Consider the following 20,873-nt stretch of genomic DNA (forward strand, 5'->3'; position numbering starts at 1 on the left):
ACCGGAAATCTCGGGAAGCAAACGGAGCATCGAATGCCAGCTGCTGTCTACGTCGTGTCCATCGACCCACAGGCCTCAACGGTTTGGTGGGCGAACAGGATCACGGACCTCCCCTTCGACTTCTCTCAGGAGCATGAGACTCCCGAGAACCTGGCCATCCTCAAGGAGACAGGCGCCAAGGTCCACGTCATCGCCAACCAGAAGGGTGGTGTCGGCAAGACCACCGTCACCCTCAACCTCGGCGCCGTCGTTGCCGACGTCCTGTCAACTTCTCAAGACGGCCTGCTTCACGTCTTCATCGACTCCCCCGGCAGCCTCCAGGACGAGGCCCTCCTTCTTGAAGCACTGAAGTACGCCCACGACGTCATCGTGCCCATGCCCCCCGAAGGTCTTGCGTTCGACCCGACCGCCCGCACCATCCAGCAGGTCATCGAACCAACCGGCTTGCCCTACCGGGTTGTCATCAACAACTGGGACCCCCGCGACGGCACCGCCGACCTGACCGAGTCACAGGAGTACATCGACGCCCAGGGCTGGCCGCGGGCACAGACCGTCGTCCGCCGCTACAAGGTGCACACCCGCGCATCCGTCGAGGGCCGCGTCGTCACTCAGTACCCCAAGAACCGAGTCGCCATGGAAGCCCGCGAGGACTTCTTCCGCCTGGCCCTCGAGCTCGGCTACGGAGGGCGCGCCTGATGGCTGCCGGACGCCGAACAAGCCTCGCTTCACTCGCCGGCCAGAAGGTCGACGACGTTCCCGGACGCAGTGACCCGCTCCTCCTCAAACTGCCACTCACCAATCTCGTACCCACAAGGTTCAACCCGCGCCGCAACTTCGGTACCGATGAGGACCTCAAGGCCTTCGGGCTGATCCTCAAACGCCGCCAGCTCCAGCCCGCTGTCGTGGTCTCCCGCAGCGCCTACCTCAGGTTGTGGCCGGAAGAAGAAGAGAACCTCGGCTCGGCGCAGTACGTCATCGCCAACGGCGAGCGACGGTTCCGTGGCTCGCTGGCCGTTGGCCTGACCACCCTCAACGTCGTACACAACGAGGACGTCGCCAAGACGCGGGCCGATTTTCTGGACGCAGTCCTCTCGGAGAACAACGACCGAGAAGACCTCGACCCCATTGAACGCGCCCTGGGCATTGAGACGATGGTGATCGAACTCGGCGGGGCAGACAAGGTGGCCGCCCACTACCAGAAGTCGAAGGGCTGGGTAAGTCAGCAGCGGAAGCTCCTCAAGCTGACCCCGGAGCTGCAGGGCTTGGTCAGTGCGGGCGAACTTCCCATTCGTGTGGGACGGGACATTGCCGGCTTGCCCGCGGAGGAGCAGGCCGCGGCTTGGAGTGCCGAACTGGAGAGCCGGGATAAGGGCAAGCAGAACCAGCGTGCCCGCACGCAGCCCGCGACCGCCTCGCAGCAGCCCATGGAGCAGCCCCGGTTTACCGCGGTAAACCAGAGCGGACCTGAAAGTACGGGGCTGGAGGCGACCAAGCCTTCCCAGGAACTGGAAACGCCGCCGGCCACTCCTGCTCGATCGACTGCCCCCAAGCCAGACACTGAGGCCGCCGAACCGTCTGATCCGACATTGCCGGAGCCTCGCCGGAAACCATCGGCAGATCTGCTTGCTGCCGAGCATCCGGCACAGGATGCCCCAAAGGACATTGCCGAGGACTGGCAGCTACCGCCGGGCGGGTGGGAGCCAGTGTTCGACGCGCTCATGGCGCGGATGGGCGAGCTCGACCGGCACAGGCTGACGAAACGACTGCACAAAGTCATGGAGGAGGAGCTCGCGACAGCTCCGCAGCCGAGCAGCCCGTGACCGCGATGGCCTGACAGTGCTGCGGCCCCGTTCTTCCGCCTGATGGTGGGGGAGCGGGGCCGCTCGTCGTGGCCGGTCGGATTCAGCAGACACCCCGGCTGCAGAGAAGCTGCAGAAGTCGAAGCAGTGGTTCAGTCAGCGCATCGGTCTGTTGTGTCTCTCCGAGGAGATGCAAGCGCTCGTCATCTCCGGCGAGCTCAAGGCGTTCCGTGACATGCGGATGTACTCGGCCATGCCGCCCAGCGATCGGCTTGCTGCGTGGAAGGCCGATCGGATGGCTGCGGAGCAGAAGGCGGACAGGAAGGGATCCCTCACGCCTGCCCCCGGCCCGCGCCTGCGAGAGAGCCCGCCGCACCGCCGCCCAAACCTGATCCGACGTATACCGCGGTATACACATTCCGACGCCGCGGAGACCCGCTCCCGGACCACCTCCGCCCCTGGGCCCACCACCGGCCGATCCCAGTGGCGTGCCGGGCCGGGACCGGCCGGATCGGGAGAGTTGATCCGGCCGGTCCCGGCCCGAGACACCGCCGCCGGTGCCGTCAGTCGCTGTAGACGCCCACCTCTTGGAGTGAGTAGCCCCACTGGGTGCCGCGCTCCAGGCCGTGGATTCGTACGTAGCGCGCCGGAGTTCGGGCGAACCACGCTGTGGCCAGGCCGCTGTCACCAGCGGCCGTGGACCATGCCGTCTGCCAGTTCTTGCCGTCCTGCGACAGCTCGATGCGGTACGACTTCGCGTATGCCGCCTCCCAGTCGAGGGTGACGCGCTTGACCGGCTTCGCGGATCCGAGGTCGATCTGCAGCCACTGGTCGTTGTTCCACTCGCTGGCCCAGCGGGTGTCCTTGTCTCCGTCCACGGCCTTGCCGGGGGCGAAGCTGACGAACGGGTTCCACCACTCCGACGTGGACGCCGAGGCGGCCGCACCCGAGGCCAGATTCACCCCGGACTCGTGCTTCTCGGCGTTCCCCCAGGTGCGCAGGTAGGACTCGGCACCCGTGAAGAGGTCGTCCACGACCTCCTGGCCGCCGACGATCCGGATGTCCTCGATCCAGTCCGGCACCATGCCGTAGTGCGCCGCGCCATCGGTGTTGAAGTCCCACGTGCGCTCGCCGGTGGTCTGCTTGTCGATCACCGAGCCGCCGTCCGTGCTGCGGAAGGGGTACTTCACCGGGTTGGGGGTGTCCCCGCCCCGCGGGGCCGGCCAGCCGCCGACGCCGTTCATGTCGGTGCCGTAGCCGTAGCCGACCTGGTACTTCTCGCGCAGCGCGTCCGTGCGCCTGGCCTCCGCGCTGAACGCCGCGGAGCCGCTCATGTACTGGGTGGCGAACCCGCCGAGCTTGTAGAGCCGCTCGGTCCACCCCAGGTCCATCCAGCTGTGCGAGGAGATGACGCCCGGGTACGACTCGGACTCGAGGACATCGAAGGCCTGATCCGCGGCCTTGACGCTCATGTGGTCGATCTCCAGCATCATGTGGCGCTTCATCAGCCCGCGCACCGCGTACTCACCCAAGCTGGTCAGCCCGCGGGTGTTGCACTGCGCGCCCGAGGCGTACGAAGGGACGGCCACCCCCTTCGGCAGTTGCTTCTCCGCCTCCGCCGCCACCGCATTGCCGATGGGGTTGTCGTGCTGCGGGCCGCGGCAGGTCTCCGTCTTCCAGAAGGTGCCGGTCGACAGGAACTGGCCCACGTTGATCGCCGTACCGAGGGCGCCGGAGTCGTAGCGCACCCCGCACAGGGCGTTGTCGAACTTGTGGCACAGGAACATGCTGCTCACGCCCAGTTCGTGCAGCTCGTCCAGGCCGCGGTCGATGTCCTCCTTGCTGCACTGCGCGATGTCCAGGATCTGCTTGCAGCCGAACGGCTCGGACGTCTCGACCCCCAGGACTACAGCCAGCTTGCCCTGCTCGATGACCCCGCGGGCCTGCGCGCTGTTGGTGACGATCCGGAACCAGCCCTTGCCTGGGCCGCCGTACATCTTGTCGATGAAGGCCTGCATGTCGTACGACTTCTTCGCCTCAAGACGGATGGCGGTCATCTCGTCGCAGCTGCGGTCCTTGAAGAAGTAGACCGAGCAGATCACGCCATTGGTGACCAGGTCGTTGACCAGCACCCGCTGGCCGCCGCGCCATGCCCGCTCGATTTCGGCGTAGTAGTTCTGCTGGTGGGTCAGCGAGTCGTGGGCGGGCCAGTCCTTGAAGGTGGGCCACCCATTGGGGTCGTGCTTGCCGTCGCCGCCCTTGGTGACGAAGTCGAAGATGGCGAGCGAGCCGTCTGGGTAGTGCTCGGGGCAGTCCTTGAGCGCATCAGCGACCCCCTGCTCCGAGAACGGCTTGCCACAGATCAGCCGGCCGCCGAAGCCCTCGTTGGCCATGATGTGGTCGTGGGCGTCGACGAAGCCCCTTACGCGGCCCTGGGCGTCGGTGCCCTTGAAGGGCTCGCCCGTGACGTCGATCTGCGCGTCGGGCGTGGGCCGCGCGGTCGGGGTCCACCAGCCGGGGTCGGGCTCCGCCGCGGAGCTGGGCATCGGGCCGAGTACCAGGGACATCACGGCGAGGAGCAGTGACACCACCGTGAGGGATCTGAGTCTGCGGCGCGGAGGTTGAGCCATGGTCATCACTCACTTTGATTGACATGTGCACTCAAGTTACTGACGGGTTTTCAGAATCGCGACCACCGTCGGCGGAGTCAACGGTTCGGGCCGAAAAACATGAGGAATTCTCAGCTTTGGTGAACTCGTGCTCGGCTTCGATCAGTTGAGGGTTGCCGTAACCCGCGCCGAGGACGGCCGCGGCGGCGAGGGCGGACGGCCAGGTGTGGAGCAGGGCGAGCGGCACTGCCGCTGCGGCCATGACCAGCGAACAGAGGACGACGAAGACCTTGCGGCGTCCAATGCGGTCGGACAGGACACCGGTGATCAGCAGTGTGGTGATCAAGCGCGCCGAGGACGAGGCCGAAGGACTGCATGAGGCCGGTCCAGCCGGAGACCTGAGCGCGTTGGGTGAGCGGTACACGGTCGGCGACAGGGGTGGTGACCCCGGCCAGCATCGCGTTCAGGCCTGCCTGCGCGAGGCACCAGCCGACGGCGAATCCGGCCACGGTGTGCTGGGTGGCGGTGACCGACAACCCCGCTGTCCCGGCGAGGGCGCCGCCGAGAATCCAGGGCCGGCGGCGGCCGAACCGGCTCGTGGTGCGGTCCGACCATGCGCCGGCGAGCGGGTTGGCCAGCACCGCGACGAGCGCGCCGAGGCCGGTGACGAGCGAGAGCGCATCGTTTTTGCCGTGCGGGTCGATGCGGCTCCAACTGGAGTGGCAGCAGGATCTGGATGGGGGTCATGAACGCCATGAAGACGGCGAGCGTGGCCAGCGAGAGGTTCACCGTCCAGCCGGCCCTGACCGCGGTGCACCGTGCGAAGGGTGACGGCAAGCGCCCGGGACCCGGAGTCGGCGCGTCAGGGATCGATGCGGAACGAGTACAGACCGAGAGCGGTGAAGTACGCGTTGCGGCCGCTGATGTGGATCTCTGAAGAGATCCGGGCCTCGTCCTCGCTCCACGGCAGGGCGGACGGATCCCTCAGCGGCACCTCCCAGCGCGGCTTTCCCGTACGGGAGTCGAGAGCCAGGAGCTTGCTCGGATGGGACCTCCCCGCGTAGACAGTGTCCCCGACGACTGCGAATCCCTCGGTGCCCGCACCGATCTCGCACCGCCAGCGCTGCCTGCCCGTCCTCGCGTCCAGGGCGTAGAGGAACTGGTCCTGACAGTGGGCGTAGACGGCGTCGCCCTGCACGTGGACGTCATTGATGCTGCCCCCGAGCCGGCGCTTCCAGCGCTGCTTGCCCGAGGCGGTTTCCAGGGCGTGCACCCAGTGCTCCCGGGTGCCCAGGCAGACCGTACCGCCGTGAACGGCAGGCGAGCCGCTGGTCGTGTCGCCGGTGACGGAGAACTTCCATCGGCGCCTGCCCGTGGAGCCGTCCACGGCGTGCAGCACGCCACTGTTGGTCATGGCGAAAACGGTGTCTGCCGCGACGGGGGTCCGGCCCGTCGGCATGCCCTCCCCTGTCTGGAAGCGCCAGCGCCGACGGCCGGTGGCGGGGTCGAGGCCGTACAGGTAGCCGTCTGTGGCGCGGGCGTAAACGAGCTTGTCGCCCGCCGCCACTGAGACCCCTCCGAGACTGGCCAGCGGTACGGACCAGCGGCGGCGGCCGTTAGCGATGTCGACCGCGTGGAGCCTGCCCTCCGAACTCGCAGCAAAGACCGTGGTACCGAGGACCGCGGGTTTGTCGGCCATGCCGCTCTTCGCGGTGTAGGCCCACCGTTGGCGGCCGGTGGCCGCGTCGACCGCGTACAGGTTGCTGTTCTCGTGACTCCCGAGATAGAGCGTGCCGCCCGCCAGCACCGCCTCGCCCATCTCGCTTCCCGGTGCGAAGCGCCAGTTCTGCCTCGGGTCCGGTTGCTCCTCCTGGAAGACTCCGGCCAATGTGTAGGCCCCGGCTCCGGTCGCCGACAACGCCGCGAGGCCGAGCAGCAGCTTTCGGCGGGGCAGCCGCCGACGACCGGAGCCCGCCGGCGACGAAAACCTCTGCAGCAAGGGCGGGGCCGGCCGAAGACTCCGCTGCGACGACGGCTGCGGTTGCGGTTGCGACACCGGCGGCACAGGCCGTGCTGCGGTACGGGTCCGGGTGCCGTGCAGAGGGTCGGCGGCCGGGTCCACCACCGTCGGCACATACCCGACTTGCTCGGCGGCCTCCCTGGTCTGGCGGGCGATCTCCGCCGCGAGCGCGGGTGGCGGCCAGGGCGGGGCCCCACCGGGCAGATTGGACAGCGCAGTCTCGAGTCTCGCCGGTGTGGGGCGTTCGGCGGGGTCCCGGGCCAGACAAGCACGCAGCAGCTCGGCCACAGGCGGATCGATCCCCGTCAGGTCCGGGTCCTCGGACAGGACCCGGACATCGACGGCCGCCGGGTGGCCTGCGCCGTACGGCGACCGCCCCGACGCCGCGAACGCCAGCACCGCGCCGAGCGCGAACACGTCGGAACGGGCGTCGAACCGGCCGTGCCGCAGGTACTCCGGAGCGATGTATCCGGATGTACCGACGACACCGGTCCGGGTCAGCCGGGTGTCCTCGTAGGCCCGGGCGATCCCGAAGTCGATGATCACCGGGCCGCCGTTACCCATCATCACGTTGGACGGCTTGAGGTCACGGTGCACCAGCCCGGACACATGGATCTGCCGCAGGGCCGCCGCCAGGAGGACGCCGAGCCGGCGCACGTCCAGCGGCCCGTACGTACGGACGGCCTCGCCCAGTGAAGGGCCGGGGACGAACTCGGTGGCCAGCCATGGCGGGTCTTCGTCCACCCCGTCGGACAGCACCGCCGCGATACCGGGGCCGGAGACCCGTGCCGAGGTCCGCGCCTCGTGGGCGAACCGGCGCCGGAACTGCCGGTCCTCGGCGTACTCGGGGCGAATCACCTTCACGGCCGCGAGACCGTGGGCGCGCCCCGTTCCTCCGACGCCGAGATACACCAAGCCCATTCCGCCGCCGCCGAGTCTGCGCAGCACCGTGTACGGACCGATGCGCTGTGGATCCACACGCCCGGTCATCACCGACCCGCACCCCCCATGCGTCAAAGATGACTCTATGTCACCTTGCCTCATGTGCACCAGGTTTCCGTGTAACCCGGCGCGGGTGACGACGCCGGCGACAGCGCGCACCGCCGACCGCCTTGCGCCGTACGCGGAGTCCCGCACTGCTGGTGCACACGCCGCCCGGCCGACCCTCGACCCGTTTCGGCCGGGCATGGGTCCTTCGGCGCCTCGGAGGAATGGAGGTCTGCGAGCAGTTCGCCACACTGCCCTCGCCGGGTCGGCGCCCACGGCTGGCAGCGGCTCGTCCCGACAGCCACCCCGCCCCCAAGAGCAGCGCACGCCCGGGCCGCGCCCACGTCACTGCCCGGGCCGGGTGGCGGGTGAGGCGGTGTGCGGCTTTCTCAGGGCAGTTGGATCCCCCCTGTGCTGTTCGTGGACGAGATGAGGTTGTCCCCCAAGGCGGTGGTGGTGTGCCGTACCGTGTTGGCCTGCCGGAGGCTGGTGACCAGGCCAGCGTCTCGTAGTGCGGTGACGTGTTCCGAGGCCGAGGCGGGAGAGATGGCGAGGCTCTGGGCGAGATGCTTGGTGCTGTGGCCGGCAGAGGATGCCAGGGCCTCCAGGACGGCCGCACGGGTGCGGCCCAAGAGGGTAGCCAGGGCCTTCGATGCACGTGGCCGGGTATCCGGTAGTGCGGTGACGAGGCTGTCGCTCTGGAGATTCCATAGGGGCGCGTATACGAGAACGGGGGTACCCACCTCGTTGAGCAGCGCCCGCGGACGCGAGCCGCAGAAGATGTGGGCGGACAGGAGAAGCCCGCGCCCCTCCAGGTGGAAGTCGACCTGGCATTCTCCGGGAGGGCCGGGGAGTACCAGCACGGGCTCTTCCCAGCGCACCTGCGGGTGCAGGCCGGCCAGTACCGAACCGACACCGAGGTGCGCCATGGTGTGCACCCGCCAGGCACGGTCCGCGTCCAGTACGGCCCGGATGCGGTCGACGAACGGGGTAACCGCGACATCGTAGTAGGCGGCCAGGGTGTCGGTCACCGCGTCCAGTGCCTCACGGTCGCCGTCGGCCAGCAGCTGCGTCCAGGCAGGCAGGCGGTGGCGGTCCGCCAGACGGCGCAGTTCCGCCTCAAGATGTCTTCGCGGCGTGGCTCGTATCGCATCGAACGCCCCCGTAGTGGGGGATGCGTGGTCGGGACCCGGGGTGAGGAAGTCCGGAGCCCAGCCGGAGGCCGGCACCAGGGAACCGAGCAGCGACGCCCGCGCGGGCAGCCGCTTTCCGACGACGTGCCGCCACGCGGAGAACCGCGGGCCCCAGCCACGACGGAGCGCTTGCAGACTCATCACGGCCTCACTCACCGGCAGCGAGCTGTTGTAGCCGAGCGTCACCCGCGCCAGATCTCCCGGAGTGAAGTGGATTCGCAACATAAAGACCCCGATGTCCGAATTTCTAGGCGTGGCATGCGCTGACCAGGGACATTCGGCTACAGACGACGGTCTTTGTCGAGATCACGCCCGGCCAAAGATGATGTGTCCAGTCCGAAGCCAAGGCTGAGCACCGAGTAAGCGCTCGTCAGGAGACGGCAAAGGACACTTCCCCTGCTTCGCGGCAGGAGAGGGTAAGCCCCGCTCGGCCAGGCGAACTGATGGACGGCCGTGGGGGCTCGTTCGGGGGAGTAGGCGGGATCGGTATGAGCAAAGAACAGACGCAGCTGGATACCGATCCCGCAGACCCCTGAGGGCCCGTAAAGAATCAACACGTTGTTTCACGGCCTCCCTGTCGTTGGTGTGGTATGCGCATACCGAGCGAGGTTCGTGGCCAACTTGCCCTGAGATTCGGAGTGTTGTTCCTTCATCTGAATGAGCGGCAGCAGCGGCTGGCGCTGGCCGCCGAGGCCCGGCTGCTGGGGCACGGCGGGGTCCGGGCCGTCGCGCGTGCCGCAGGGGTGAGCGAGACGACGGTGCGGAAGGGTGTCTTCGAGTTGGAGGGCGGTGAGGACCCACTGCCCGATGGCCGGGTCCGCCGGGACGGCGGCGGTCGCAAGAGCGCCGAGAAGCTTGACCGGCTGCTCGTTCCGGCCTTGCCGGCGCTGGTCGAGCCGGATGAGCGGGCGATCCGATGTCGCCGCTGCGGTGGACGACCAAGTCGCTGCGGTCTCTGGCCGGGGAGCTGACGCGGCAGGGCCATGCCGCGTCAGCGCCGACCGTGGGCAGGCTGCTGCGCCGCCCGGCGCCAGTTGCGCGCCGGGCGGCCGACTGGTGGTGGCGCGTCGAACGCCGAAACTGCCTCTACGGAGATCCGCAGGCCGACACAGGGGCGGGTCCGAGCCGACGGTCAGACGGTTTGTCTGCTGCGGGCGTACGGCGCGAACAGCAGCGACCAGTTGCCGACCGTGGTCCGGGCCAGTGCCGTCCCCGGCTCCCCGTCCTCGTCATCGGGGGTCACTTCGTCGGGCCGGAGGCCGGACTGAGTGGCAGGCTCCTGGGATCCGGTCCCGGTGTGGACGGGGTCGCCGTCAGCAGGGTCCTCCGTTGCCGCGTCGAGGAGGTAGAGCAGGTGCCCGTGTGCGGGGCCGGCGTCCCCTGCTTCCAGTGATTGCGTGGTGAAGGTGCGCTGCTCGTCATACCGCACCAGATCTGAGGTCTCCACGGCGGCCTGGACGAGCTGGGCCCAGTAGGACTCGTCGTGGGCACCTGTGCGCTGGCGCATGTGCCGTGCGGCGTACCGAGCCATGGCCCCTGCGTCGTCGATCAGGGGGGAGAGCACCTGGTCGGAGGTGAAATCGAAGCCGAACCACAGGCGGCGGCCGTCGAGGGCCAGCGACTCGATACCGCCGACGACGCCGATGCGGCCGGTCAGCCCGGGTGCTGGATCCGTCACGCTTTCTCCCGGTGTGGTGTCTGAGACTGCGTTGTCTGCCATGGTGGGTCCCTCTTCCGCGGTCGCGTTCACGCTACTGACGGAGTGTCTATCGCAGAGCACTGACATCGAGTACGCGGTCCGTCAGCCGGGGTTCCGCAGTCTGCCACGGGTCCGATTCAGTCAGCGATCTCTGCCAGGGCGACGGTACGCCGGAGCCCGCGGGGGAGGCCGAGCCCGGGTCGCCGCGCAACATGCGCAGCTGCAGATCGCACAGCGTGCGCGCGCCCTGCGGGGCGGACGGCTTGATGCTCGACTCGGTGGCCCCGGTCGATGCACCTCCCGGTAGGCGTCGAGCGCCTCTGTGCGGGTGGCTGACGGGCCGGGGCCGTCGAACCGCGTCCTCGTCGTCGGCGTCGCTGACGGGACGGGACGGGACGGGACGGAGGAGCGTCTCGTACTTGTCGTCGACATGCCATGTGACCCAGATCACGGGCCGCAGGTGCATCGTGGGCCGCGTGCCAGTGCCTTTTACAGGGTGTAGGCAACCGGCGAGAACAGGGACAGTGCGGATGGAGCAGAGTCGAGCCCGTGCGTTCGACGAGTTCGTGGCTGCCCGCTGGTCGGTGCTGGTCCACCTGGCCCGTCTGCTCGTCGGAGGCGATCGGCATCGGGCCGAGGACTTGTTGCAGGAGTCCTTGGTCAAGCTCTGGTTCGTCTGGCCCAAGGTCGCGGATGACGCACCGGAGCCTTACGTCCGCAAGGTGATGGTGCGTGCGGCGGCACGCTCGGGACAGCGGCGTTGGTGGGGTGAACGCCCCGTCGAACAGCTGCCCGAGGCGGCGGTGGTCGGCGATGTGTCCGCGGACGTGGTGGAGCGTTCTCGGCTGGAGGCCGCGCTGGCCCAGTTGTCGCCGAAGCAGAGGGTGGCGGTGGTGATGCGCTACTACCAGGACCTGCCCGAAGGGCAGGTGGCGGAGGCGCTCGGGTGCCCGGTGGGCACGGCTCGGTCCCACGCCGCACGCGGAGTGGCGCAGCTGAGGCAGCTCCTGGGCAATGTGAACGAGCCGGTGCGGTGAAGGGGAACCCCATGGATCACTTCGAGCGGCAGCTGGCACGGATGATGCGCGACACCGAGGCGCCCGCACCGTTCGAGCCGAAGCACCGGGAACGTCTCCGGGCAGGGGTGCGTGTCCGCTGTCGGAAACGGGCCGCGCAGAGGGCAGTCGGCTCCGTCCTGGCCGTTGTCGGTCTCAGTGTCGGGCTGTTCCTGCTGCCCGGCCGTGCGACCCGGGTCGAGCCCAGCCACCCCGGCCCACAGCCCGCGGCGAGCCCGTCGCTCTCCGCCCCGCCCGCGACACCCGACGCGTCTCTGAGCGCGCCCCCCTCCTCGGGCACCTCCACTGCCCCCGCGTCCCCGGGCGAGACCGCTGCAAGCACGCCGCCGGCCACGACCGGGAGTGCGCCCACGGCCACCGAGATCCTGCCGGGGAGCACGGAGGGCGTGTCGCCGTCCTCGACCTCGGCTCCGCCTTCGGGTACGGCGACCGCGCGGAACTAACCGTCGACCGCCTCGTTCTCGCTCGTCACCCCGTCACCCCGTCACCCCGTCACCCCGTAACGCACCGTCGCCCCGAGTGTCTTCGGCCTACCCCGTGCAAGGTCATAAAAGGATAAAACATGAGAAATCAAGGGTCACTTGCCCTGAAGGACCTGAGTCGACTGCCGCACCGCGCACCGGTGGCGACGCACCACCCGGAGCCCGTCCTGGACGTGGTCGTCCCCGTGTTCAATGAGGAGAGAGGTTTGGAGCCGAGCGTGCGGCGGCTCCACGCACACCTGTGCGAGACCTTCCCCTATCCGTTTCGTATCACCATCGCCGACAACGCCAGCACGGACAGCACCCCGCGGATCGCCGCTCGGCTGGCAGACGAACTGCCCGAAGCGCAGTGGCTTCGGCTGGCCGAGAAGGGGCGCGGCCGGGCGCTGCGTACCGCCTGGTCGCTCTCGTCGGCCCCCGTACTCGCGTACATGGACGTGGACCTGTCCACGGAACTTACGGCGTTGCTGCCGCTCGTGGCCCCGCTGCTCTCCGGCCACTCCGATATCGCCATCGGCACCCGCCTGGCCCCCGGTTCCCGGGTGGTGCGCGGCCCCAAGCGAGAGATCACCTCTCGTTGCTACAACGCCCTCCTGCGCTCCGTCCTCGCCGTGGGCTTCTCCGACGCGCAGTGCGGATTCAAGGCGGTGCGGCGTGATGTGGCCGAGCGACTGCTGCCCCTCATACAGGACTCAGAGTGGTTCTTCGACACCGAACTGCTGGTGATCGCCGAGCGTGCCGGGCTGCGCATCCATGAGGTGCCGGTCGATTGGGTGGACGATCCCGACACCCGGGTCGACATCCTCGCCACGGCACTGGCCGACCTGCGCGGCATCGCCAGGATCGGCGGGGCACTGGCGCGGGGCACGCTGCCGCCGGGCGGGTCGCTCCGCGACGGTGGCGCCGACGCACCGGGCAGGCTCGCCACCCAACTCGTGTGCTTCGCCGCCGTAGGAGCCGTCAGCACCCTCGCATACCTGCTCCTCTACGCGGGGCTGCGCCCGGTGGCCGGATCCCAGGCCGCCAACGCACTCGCGCTGCTGGTCTGCGCCGTCGCCAACACGGCCGTGAACAGGCGGCTCACCTTCGGCCTCCGTGGCCGCGGCGGTGTGCTGCGCCACCAGGGCAGGGGCCTGGTCGTCCTCCTGATCGGCCTGGCGCTCACCGGCGGATCGCTCGCCGCCCTGCACCACGCGGTGCCCTCGGCCGGGCAGTCCACCGAACTCGCCGTACTCCTCGCCGCCAACCTGGCCGCGACACTGCTGCGGTTCCTGTTCTTCCGAGCGTGGGTGTTCCGCGCATGATCAGGACCACCGCCCGTACGACCGCGACCGCCACCCTGAGCTGGAACGCGAGGCTGTCGCAGCAGCCCGCCACCACGGGCTCCGACCGCCGGCGCCGGCTGCGCCGCACAGCCGAGCACTACGGCCCCGTACTGGCCGTCTACGGCACGCTCAAGTTCATCGGCTTCGCCACCTTCATGTGGCTGCTGCACTCCGCCGGGGACTACCGCACGAAGCACCCGCGCTTCGGCGGAGGCGCCCACCCGTGGGACGTCCTGGCCAGCTGGGACGGCTGGTGGTACCAGCAGATCGCCGTGCACGGGTACGACCCCCAGCTGGTCCCGATCCCCGGCGCCACCGGCCCGATCACCCTCGAAGGGAACTCGGCGGCGTTCTTCCCGCTCTACCCGGCGCTGATGCGGCTGGTCTCCGAGCTCACCGGCCTCGGCCCGTACGGCGCCGGCCTGCTGGTCTCCGTCGTCGCCTCCTTGGCCGCCGCCCTGGGCATCTACGCCATCACCGAACGCCTCGGCGGCAGACGGGCCGGGCTGGCCGCGGCCGGACTCTGGGCCGTCTGGCCCGGTTCCGGCGTGGAGTGGGCGGTCTACTCCGACTCCCTCTACGTGGCCCTGGCCGTCTGGGCCTGCCATGCCGTCCTGAGCCGCCGCTGGCTCACCGCCGGTCTCCTCACCTGCGTGGCAGGGCTCAACCGGCCCACCGCCGTGGCGCTGATCGCCGCCGTCGCCGTCGCGGCCCTGCTCGCGCTCCACCGTCGCCGGGACGGCATCCTGCGTCCGGTGGCCGCGATGGCCGTCGCCCCGCTCGGCCTCCTCGCCTATCTCGGCTGGGTGGGTCACCAAATGGGCGACTACGGCGGCTACTTCAAGCTTCAGTCCGGTGCCTGGGCCCACGAGTGGGACTACGGCCGGCACACCCTCGACGTCCTCACATCCGTCCCGGTGGGCCACTCCGACTATCTCTCCGCCTGGCCCTTCGCGGACCTGATCGGCGTCGGTGTCGTCCTGCTCGCGCTCGCACTGCTCCTGCTGCTGATCAGGCTGCGTCCCCCGGCCGTCCTGATGGTCTACACCGTCCTCACCCTCGTCCTCATCCTGGGCAGCCAGCAGATATTCGGCAACGTCTCCCGCTATCTCCTCCCCCTCTTCCCGCTCTTTCTCCCGCTCGCCCTCGCCCTGCGCCGCCTCAGCCTGACCCACCAGCTCATGCTCCTCGGCATCGCAGCCCTGGCTTCCGGCTCGTACGCGGGCTACGGCCTTTTCGAACTCGGCGTCCCGTAACCGACGGACCCAGGAATGGATGCCCGATGACCACGACCCTGCCCACCGCCAAGCAGTCGGCATCGAGTCGGCACACCGTGATCCCGCACGCGATCCACGTCTGGAAGGTAGGACAAGCTGGCTGCGGTGGGAGACCTCTCCGCCGGACGGCCTTCCACCGCTGATATCAGGATGAGGACGCGGAAATCAGGTGGGTGGCGATCACCATCCCAATCCCTCCGAATGCGATGGAGGTTCCTCCGCCGGCTCCTACCGTCTCAAGCTTCGTGCCACTCGCGAAGCCTGCTCTGCCTCTGGTGCGCGTGGGGAGGCCGTGCGGAGTGTGCAGGGTGCGTTGAATGGGAACTGGCGGTGACCGGACTGGTCGCGCAGGTGGAAGGCCATGGACGGCATCTGGCCGTCGGTGACGCCCGCGCCGTCAATGGTCTTGTCGCGCTTGCGGGCGGATGCGTGGCCTCCGAGGGGGCGGTGCTGTTCAGCATCGCCGAGGCGTCGCTGGCGGCGGCGGGGACCGGGCCTCGGATCGGTCAGGTGAGGCGGTCGGCTTCGCCGAGCAGGTAGCGGCGCTCGACCTGGTTGTCGGTCAGGGCGGCCGCCTCGCGGTACAGCGTCGTCGCACCGCCGACGTCGCCAGTGATCTGCAGCAGGTGGGCGCGCACCGCGCGTTCCCGTTGCCGGGTGAGAGGGTCCTGATCCAGTCCGTGGCGCTGGTTGAGATCGTCGAGCAGCGCCATCCCTCGGGCCGGTCCGTAGGCCTGGGCCACCGCAACCACCCGGCTCAGCCGCACCGGCGCGGTCGGGGTGAGCCGTTCAAGCCATAGGTACAACATCGCGATCTGCGGCCAGTCCGTCCGCTCCGGCGTCGCGGCCGTCGCGTGCAGGGCCGCGATCGCCGCCTGCAGCTGGTACGGGCCCGTCTCGCGCCGACTCCAGACGCCGTCGATCAGCTGGGTCCCCTCGCGGATCAGATCCCGATTCCAGCGCGTGCGGTCCTGCTTGTCCAGCGGCACCAGCCCGCCGTCGTCGCCGATGCGGGCCGCACGCCGCGATTCGGTGAGCAACATCAGCGCCAGCAGGCCGGTCATCTCGGCGTCTTCCGGCACCGCGTCGCCTAGCATCCGGGTCAGCCGGATCGCCTCTCCGGTCAGGTCGATGCGGGCGAGTTCGTCACCGGCGGAGGCCGTGTAGCCCTCGTTGAAGATCAAATAGAGCACCCGCATGACGGCGGTCATGCGGCTGTCCCGGTCGGCGGCGGTCGGCGTGGTGAAGCGGGCGCCGGAGCGGGCCAGCCGCTGTTTGGCGCGGCTGATCCGCGTCCCCAGCGTGGTTTCGGTCGTTCCATAGGCGTGGGCGATTTCGGCGGTCGTCAGACCGCCGACCGCGCGCAGGGTGAGAGCCACCTGGGAGGCGGTGCTCAGCACGGGGTGGCAGCAGAGCAGCAGCAGGGTGAGACCATCGTCAGTCTCCTGCGCAGGACCCGCCTGGCGGGCCGGTTCCTGCATGGCCAGTTCGGCCATGCCGACTTCCTGCTCACGTCGGCGCCGTGCCTGCTCGGAGCGGAGCAGGTCGACCATCCGCCGGTAGCCGATCCGGATCAGCCAGCTGCGCGGTTTCTCCGGTACACCTTCGGCCGGCCACGTCCGGCTCGCTGCCAGCAGCGCCTCCTGTACCGCGTCCTCGGCGATGTCGAAGCGGCCGAAGCGCCGTACCAACGCGCCGAGCACCTGCGGCGCTTCGGCGCGGAGCAGGGGCTCGACGTCCGTGGTCGTGTCCGGCCCGTCGTTCACCGGTCGGGGTGGCGCGCTGTCCGCGCCGGGCCTCGTGGAGGGCGGCCGGTCATGCCGTGAAGTCCTCTCCCATGATCGCCCGGATCTCGATGGGCTCGCCCAGCACCTCTACGATCCGCGAGGCGATGTCCACGGCCCGTTCCCGGCCGGCCACGTCGATGACGGCGAAGCTGGCCAGGACTTCCTTGAGCTCGGCGAACGGTCCGTCGGTCGCCGTCACGCCGTCCGGGGTCCGGTTCACCGTGATGCTGACCGCTGGGTGGCCCAGGCCCTCGGTGGTCACCAGCTCGCCGCTGTCGAGCAGTTCCTTCTCGAACTTCTGGTACGCGGCGAACGCAGCCAGCGCCTCCTCCGTCGGGGCATCGGCGGTCGCGGCGTCCCAGCCGGCGGCTGACGTGTATCCGAGCAGCAAGTACTTCACGGGATCCCTTCTCCAATCATGCTTGGCGATCGTGGGGCAGGTCAGCGTGTGCGGCGCAGGGAAAGCGCGAGGACGGTCGTCCAGGTGAAGGCGACCAGCCCGTTCACGGCGATCTGGATACTCATACAGTCCGGCGACATGGGCAATACCGGTACGCATGCGGTGGCGCCGTTCAGCACGGCCCGGGAGGACGGCCCGGTGGAGCATGCATCGCACAGTGAGCACGATTGCGGCGATGGCCAGGGCACTGTGGGCGGCGACCGCCGAGGCCGAGTGCGCGACGCTGTGCCAGGACATCCGGGCGACCGGCTGGTCCGGGGTTCCGACCGGGAAACCGCTCTCCGGATCTCCCATGGGGAACAGGCCGGAGGCGATCAGCCCGGCGCCGAAGATCCCGACGAGGATCGGCGGCGCTCGCCGCCCGACTCCCTCGGTGAGGGTGCACTTGATGCCGGCGGCCAGAGCGAGAGCGCCGAGACCCGCGAGCACGAGCGTCACGATCTGGATCCAGCCGGCACCACGGCGAGCTGGCTGATCGGGTGCGGGTGATGTCGAATCCCTCGCGAGTGGCCATCTGGATGACGGCCGATGCGAAGAAGACCGGCCCCGCGAGCGCACCGGCGACCAGCAGGCGGTCCGAGCGGCGGACGACGGGGACGGGGACGGGGACGGCGATGGTGGCGGTGGCGGTCATGGCTTCCTCCTTGGTGGGTTCTCGCGGCTACCTCGTGGCAGGGTCCGTGATCTCGACACCCTCAAGATGTGATCCACGTCATATTTCAAGGGTGTCGAGAACGAGTCGGTGACTTCGAGGTAGCCGCGAGAACCCACCAAGGAGGACGAGATGTCTGAGACCAACCAGCCGAGCGCCGAACTGAAGGCCCTGGATCGCCTGGTCGGCACCTGGGCAGTGACGGGCGGAGCTGAGGGAACCGTGCGGTACGAGTGGATGCCCGGCCGGTTCTTCCTGAGCCAGCACGTCGAACTCACCCAGTTCGGCGAGCCGATCAGAGGCCTGGAGATGATCGGGAACCTGCGCCCGTTCGGGGAACCGACCGGCTCGGACGTGATGTCGCGGTACTACGACTCGATGGGCAACACCTTCGACTACGTCTACGAACTGACTGGTGACAAGCTCACCATCTGGGCCGGGGCGAAGGGCAGCCCAGCCTTCTTCGAGGGCGCTTTCAGCGCCGACGGCACCACGATGACCGGTGACTGGGTCTACCCCGGAGGAGGCGGATACTCATCGACCATGACCAGGATCTGAACTCGGCCCGCTCGCCGACACCACCCTGGCCACCCGGCGCCCGATCGGATGGACGCCCCAGCGCTTGCTGGGCCGGGACCTGCACTGGTGGCTGAAGCACACCCGCCTCGATGTCGCACCGATCCGGCCGCCGGCACCTATCTGCGCGACCTCTAAACTTGGCTTTAAACCCCACCAAGATCATGTCTTGGTGGGGTTCGTCGTTCGCCTGACAGTTGGGCGGCCTTTGGGTGATCGTGTCTTCTCGCTGAAGTCGACAGTCGATCAACCCAAAGGCCGTGATGGACAGTCTGCAAGAAGGTGCTGCGCGCATCGAGGCCCTGGCCGGGTTGTCCCGGTTTCGCCGCGAGTTCTACTCATGCCTGACGCTGCGGGCGGACGCCCTGTTCGAGCTGACGGACGCGGTCCTGTGCATGACGGCCCGGTGGTCTCGTTGCCAGAGTTGTCCTTCGCCGAAGTGCACCGCCGCGGACATGGCGCGATGTACGACGCGCTGGCCCAGGGACATATCGCCGTGTCCCGGCTTCGGACGGCCCTGGCGGGGCTCGTACTGCCGCGCGGGGCGGACGGGCAGTTGTCCATCGCCTTGGACGTCACTGCATGGCTACGTCCGGACGCCGAGTGTTCGCCTGAGCGGCTGCACTGCCACCGTCCGTGCCGCTGCGACGGGGTGCGTCAGACCATCCCGGGCTGGCCCTACCAGGTCGCGGCGGCCCTCGGCGGCGGCCGCTCCTCGTGGACCGGGCCGCTGGACGCGGTGCGGTTGGGGCCCGCGGACGATCCCACCGAGGTCACCGCCTCCCAGATCCGCGACCTTGTTGCCCGCTTGGAACGGGCCGGGCAGTGGCGCCCGGGCGACTTGCCGGTGCTGTTCGTCCTGGACTCGGGCTACGACATCGTGTGCCTGACCTGGCTGTTGCGCCAGGAGCCGGTGCGGCTGCTGGGACGCATCCGCGCCGACCGGGTGATGCGCGCCCCAGCCGGCATGCGCCGCGGAACCCATCCCGGGCGCCCGCCCCGACACGGAGCCGAGTTCCGACTCGCCGACCCCGCCGCCCACCCGGCGCCGGCGCAGGAATCGGCCGGCGTCCACGACCGCTTCGGCCAGGTCCTCGCCCGCTGCTGGGGCCGCCTGCACCCCAAGCTGGACCGACGCGGCTCCTGGGCCCACCACGAAGGCGAACTCCCCATTGTGGAAGGAACGTTGGCCCATCTGGCGGTCGAGCACCTGCCCGGCAACCGCGACCCCAAGCCGCTATGGCTGTGGCACAGCGACCCCGACGCCACCGCGCACGACATCGACCGCCTCTGGCGGATCTTCCTTCGACGATTCGATATTGAACACACTTTCCGCTTCTTCAAGCAGACGCTCGGCCTGACCCGTCCCCGCTTGCGCACCCCCGAACCGACCGGTGGGTGTGGCTGATCCTCGCCGCCTACGCGCAGCTCCGCCTCGCCCGCCCCCTGGCCGAGGACCTGCGGCGCCCCTGGAAAAAGCCCCTGGCGCCGGATCAGCTCACCCCTGGCCGGGTCCGGCGCGGCTATCGCCGCATCCGGCGGACTGTGGGCACTCCGGCCGGGGCGCCGAAAGTCTCACGTCCCGGCCCCGGCCGCCCCAAGGGCCGCACTTCCACCCCGGCACCCCGCCACCCAGTCGGCAAGGAACGGCGCAAAACAGAAACACCCAGGCCCGGTGGAGCCGAGCAGCAGCCTTAAAGATCAAGCTAAACCTGGGTATGTTCATCCGCACACGACTGGGGAGTTGGGACCGTACGGTCTGCCTGGCCGCCCGCGCAACCATTCGTGGGCGGCCCGGGTCCAACTCCACATGCAGAAACGACTTGTCTCCACCCTGGCCCTGACCGCGGTAGCGGCCTGTGGCGCCCCGGGGGTTGTACCCGACACCGCCGTCTCACATAGCGTGACGCAGACCGCCACGGCCACGAAGCGGCCCGCGGCCGACCCCGACACCGCCGGGGCCCACGCCGACTTCGACGGCGACGGGAAAGAGGATCTCGTCATCACCGACACCTCGGCCACGGTCAACGGCAAGTACGCCGCCGGCTACGCGGCCGTGGTGCACGGCTCGACGGCCGGACCCGACATCCAGCGCCACCAGGTGATCACCCAGGACAGCCTCGGCCTCGGCAAGGCGGGCACCGGCGGCCGTTTCGGCAGCGGTGCCATCTCGGCCGACCTCGACGGCGACGGCCGCAGTGACCTCATCACGCAGGCCGGCAGCAATACGGTCTTCGTGGTCTGGGGCGGAAAGAAGAAGCTCTCCGGAGCGGCCAAGCTGACCGGCGCCACGCCGGTCGTCGGCGACTTCGACGGCGACGGCCACGCCGACCTCGTCACGAACAGGAACACGGACTCCAAGGCGACGGTCCGGTTCGGCCCGTTCACCCGTACGGGCAAGCCCGCCCGTACGAAGACGCTCGACCTCACCCCCGACAAGCTGTCGTACTACACCCCCCGGCCAACCGGAGTCGGCGACATGAACGGCGACGGCAAGGACGATCTGGTGGTCACCTGGTCGCACGTGTTCGCGGACGGGATGCCGACCCCCCGCGCCACCGTCGTGTACCGCGGAGCGGCCAACGGCGTGCTGAAGAGGGGTCCGCGCCTCAAGGACGCGCGCGGCAAGGACATGTACGGCTCGACCACCCTCACCTCCGACGTGAACAAGGACGGCTTCGCCGATGTGATCATCAGCCTCACCTGCGAGATCATCGGCGACGAAGCCACGCCCGAGGGCGGCAGCCGGCTGATGGTCGCGTACGGCGGAAAGACCGGACAGAGCACCGGCCTGAAGCCCACGACGATCGACGAGAAGACACCGGGGCTGCCCGGCGAGCCGGTCTCCTCCCACTGCAACTTCGGGTACGCGCCGGCGACAGGTGACGTGAACGGCGACGGTTACGCCGATGTCGCGTTCAGCGCCCCGAC

At 69.2% G+C, this 20,873-nt stretch carries 14 protein-coding genes and 4 pseudogenes; 9 read left to right on the top strand and 9 right to left on the bottom strand.

Annotation, left to right across the window (positions count from 1 at the left end):
* The first annotated feature begins 33 nt into the window (after positions 1-33).
* Entirely contained in the window at positions 34-696 is a 663-nt protein-coding gene (locus tag BT364_RS32475; RefSeq protein WP_107408365.1) for a ParA family protein, read from the top strand.
* A complete protein-coding gene (locus BT364_RS32480) occupies positions 696-1,820 on the top strand; it encodes a hypothetical protein (protein ID WP_072488794.1) in 1,125 nt (374 codons plus the stop codon). The genes BT364_RS32475 and BT364_RS32480 overlap by 1 nt, the downstream gene beginning before the upstream one ends.
* A gap of 542 nt (positions 1,821-2,362) precedes the next feature.
* Here BT364_RS32480 and BT364_RS32485 read toward each other — a convergent pair.
* The 5 genes and pseudogenes from BT364_RS32485 to BT364_RS32500 form a co-directional block, all read right to left on the bottom strand.
* Entirely contained in the window at positions 2,363-4,435 is a 2,073-nt protein-coding gene (locus BT364_RS32485) for a discoidin domain-containing protein (RefSeq protein WP_177328327.1), read from the bottom strand.
* Positions 4,436-4,460: 25 nt separating this feature from the next.
* A complete protein-coding gene (locus BT364_RS43510; RefSeq protein ID WP_256260321.1) occupies positions 4,461-4,754 on the bottom strand; it encodes a hypothetical protein in 294 nt (97 codons plus the stop codon).
* A 58-nt stretch (positions 4,755-4,812) separates the two neighbouring features.
* Positions 4,813-5,049, bottom strand: a pseudogene (locus tag BT364_RS43515) (MFS transporter); the annotation flags it as partial.
* A gap of 221 nt (positions 5,050-5,270) precedes the next feature.
* The gene (locus BT364_RS32495; RefSeq protein WP_072488797.1) at positions 5,271-7,418 is read right to left on the bottom strand and encodes an outer membrane protein assembly factor BamB family protein; all 2,148 of its coding nucleotides are present in this window, start codon (positions 7,416-7,418) and stop codon (positions 5,271-5,273) included.
* Between the two features lie 386 nt (positions 7,419-7,804).
* Positions 7,805-8,749, bottom strand: coding sequence for an ArsR/SmtB family transcription factor (locus BT364_RS32500; protein WP_256260315.1), 945 nt, complete (start codon positions 8,747-8,749; stop codon positions 7,805-7,807).
* Positions 8,750-9,198: 449 nt separating this feature from the next.
* Between BT364_RS32500 and BT364_RS32505 the strand changes: the two are divergent.
* Positions 9,199-9,629 (top strand): annotated as a pseudogene (locus BT364_RS32505) (ISAzo13-like element transposase-related protein); the annotation flags it as partial.
* Between the two features lie 111 nt (positions 9,630-9,740).
* Here BT364_RS32505 and BT364_RS41965 read toward each other — a convergent pair.
* The gene (locus tag BT364_RS41965; protein WP_177328321.1) at positions 9,741-10,286 is read right to left on the bottom strand and encodes a hypothetical protein; all 546 of its coding nucleotides are present in this window, start codon (positions 10,284-10,286) and stop codon (positions 9,741-9,743) included.
* A 551-nt stretch (positions 10,287-10,837) separates the two neighbouring features.
* On the opposite strand from BT364_RS41965, the gene BT364_RS32515 reads away from it, so the two are divergent.
* From BT364_RS32515 to BT364_RS32530, 3 genes are all read left to right on the top strand, one after another.
* Positions 10,838-11,344: a SigE family RNA polymerase sigma factor gene (locus BT364_RS32515; protein ID WP_072488800.1), complete on the top strand. Its 507-nt coding sequence runs from the start codon at positions 10,838-10,840 to the stop codon at positions 11,342-11,344.
* Positions 11,345-11,945: 601 nt separating this feature from the next.
* Positions 11,946-13,169: a bifunctional glycosyltransferase family 2/GtrA family protein gene (locus BT364_RS32525; RefSeq protein ID WP_072488801.1), complete on the top strand. Its 1,224-nt coding sequence runs from the start codon at positions 11,946-11,948 to the stop codon at positions 13,167-13,169.
* A complete protein-coding gene (locus tag BT364_RS32530) occupies positions 13,166-14,446 on the top strand; it encodes a glycosyltransferase family 39 protein (protein WP_079179747.1) in 1,281 nt (426 codons plus the stop codon). The genes BT364_RS32525 and BT364_RS32530 overlap by 4 nt, the downstream gene beginning before the upstream one ends.
* Positions 14,447-14,973: 527 nt before the next feature.
* Here BT364_RS32530 and BT364_RS32535 read toward each other — a convergent pair.
* The 3 genes and pseudogenes from BT364_RS32535 to BT364_RS44420 form a co-directional block, all read right to left on the bottom strand.
* The gene (locus BT364_RS32535) at positions 14,974-16,233 is read right to left on the bottom strand and encodes an RNA polymerase sigma factor (protein ID WP_072488802.1); all 1,260 of its coding nucleotides are present in this window, start codon (positions 16,231-16,233) and stop codon (positions 14,974-14,976) included.
* A gap of 49 nt (positions 16,234-16,282) precedes the next feature.
* The gene (locus BT364_RS43520) at positions 16,283-16,654 is read right to left on the bottom strand and encodes a YciI family protein (protein WP_072488803.1); all 372 of its coding nucleotides are present in this window, start codon (positions 16,652-16,654) and stop codon (positions 16,283-16,285) included.
* A gap of 252 nt (positions 16,655-16,906) precedes the next feature.
* Positions 16,907-17,272, bottom strand: a pseudogene (locus BT364_RS44420) (DUF998 domain-containing protein); the annotation flags it as partial.
* A 226-nt stretch (positions 17,273-17,498) separates the two neighbouring features.
* Between BT364_RS44420 and BT364_RS32550 the strand changes: the two are divergent.
* From BT364_RS32550 to BT364_RS32560, 3 genes and pseudogenes are all read left to right on the top strand, one after another.
* Positions 17,499-17,924, top strand: a complete 426-nt coding sequence (locus tag BT364_RS32550) for a hypothetical protein (RefSeq protein ID WP_072488804.1) — start codon at positions 17,499-17,501, stop codon at positions 17,922-17,924.
* A gap of 281 nt (positions 17,925-18,205) precedes the next feature.
* A pseudogene (locus BT364_RS32555) lies at positions 18,206-19,640 on the top strand (NF041680 family putative transposase).
* A 205-nt stretch (positions 19,641-19,845) separates the two neighbouring features.
* Positions 19,846-20,873: FG-GAP and VCBS repeat-containing protein (locus BT364_RS32560; RefSeq protein ID WP_072488805.1), on the top strand; the 1,028-nt coding region annotated here is incomplete at its 3' end.

Source organism: Streptomyces atratus (assembly GCF_900119365.1).
In the GTDB taxonomy this organism is placed as follows: domain Bacteria; phylum Actinomycetota; class Actinomycetes; order Streptomycetales; family Streptomycetaceae; genus Streptomyces; species Streptomyces atratus_B.

Excerpts from the sequence above, each read along its gene's own strand:
- BT364_RS32550 (WP_072488804.1), top strand. The coding sequence starts at position 17,499 with ATGTCTGAGACCAACCAGCCGAGCGCCGAACTGAAGGCCCTGGATCGC.
- BT364_RS32495 (WP_072488797.1), bottom strand. The coding sequence starts at position 7,418 with ATGACCGGGCGTGTGGATCCACAGCGCATCGGTCCGTACACGGTGCTG.
- BT364_RS32485 (WP_177328327.1), bottom strand. The coding sequence starts at position 4,435 with ATGACCATGGCTCAACCTCCGCGCCGCAGACTCAGATCCCTCACGGTG.
- BT364_RS32515 (WP_072488800.1), top strand. The coding sequence starts at position 10,838 with ATGGAGCAGAGTCGAGCCCGTGCGTTCGACGAGTTCGTGGCTGCCCGC.
- BT364_RS32525 (WP_072488801.1), top strand. The coding sequence starts at position 11,946 with ATGAGAAATCAAGGGTCACTTGCCCTGAAGGACCTGAGTCGACTGCCG.
- BT364_RS32500 (WP_256260315.1), bottom strand. The coding sequence starts at position 8,749 with ATGAGTCTGCAAGCGCTCCGTCGTGGCTGGGGCCCGCGGTTCTCCGCG.
- BT364_RS32480 (WP_072488794.1), top strand. The coding sequence starts at position 696 with ATGGCTGCCGGACGCCGAACAAGCCTCGCTTCACTCGCCGGCCAGAAG.
- BT364_RS32530 (WP_079179747.1), top strand. The coding sequence starts at position 13,166 with ATGATCAGGACCACCGCCCGTACGACCGCGACCGCCACCCTGAGCTGG.
- BT364_RS32475 (WP_107408365.1), top strand. The coding sequence starts at position 34 with ATGCCAGCTGCTGTCTACGTCGTGTCCATCGACCCACAGGCCTCAACG.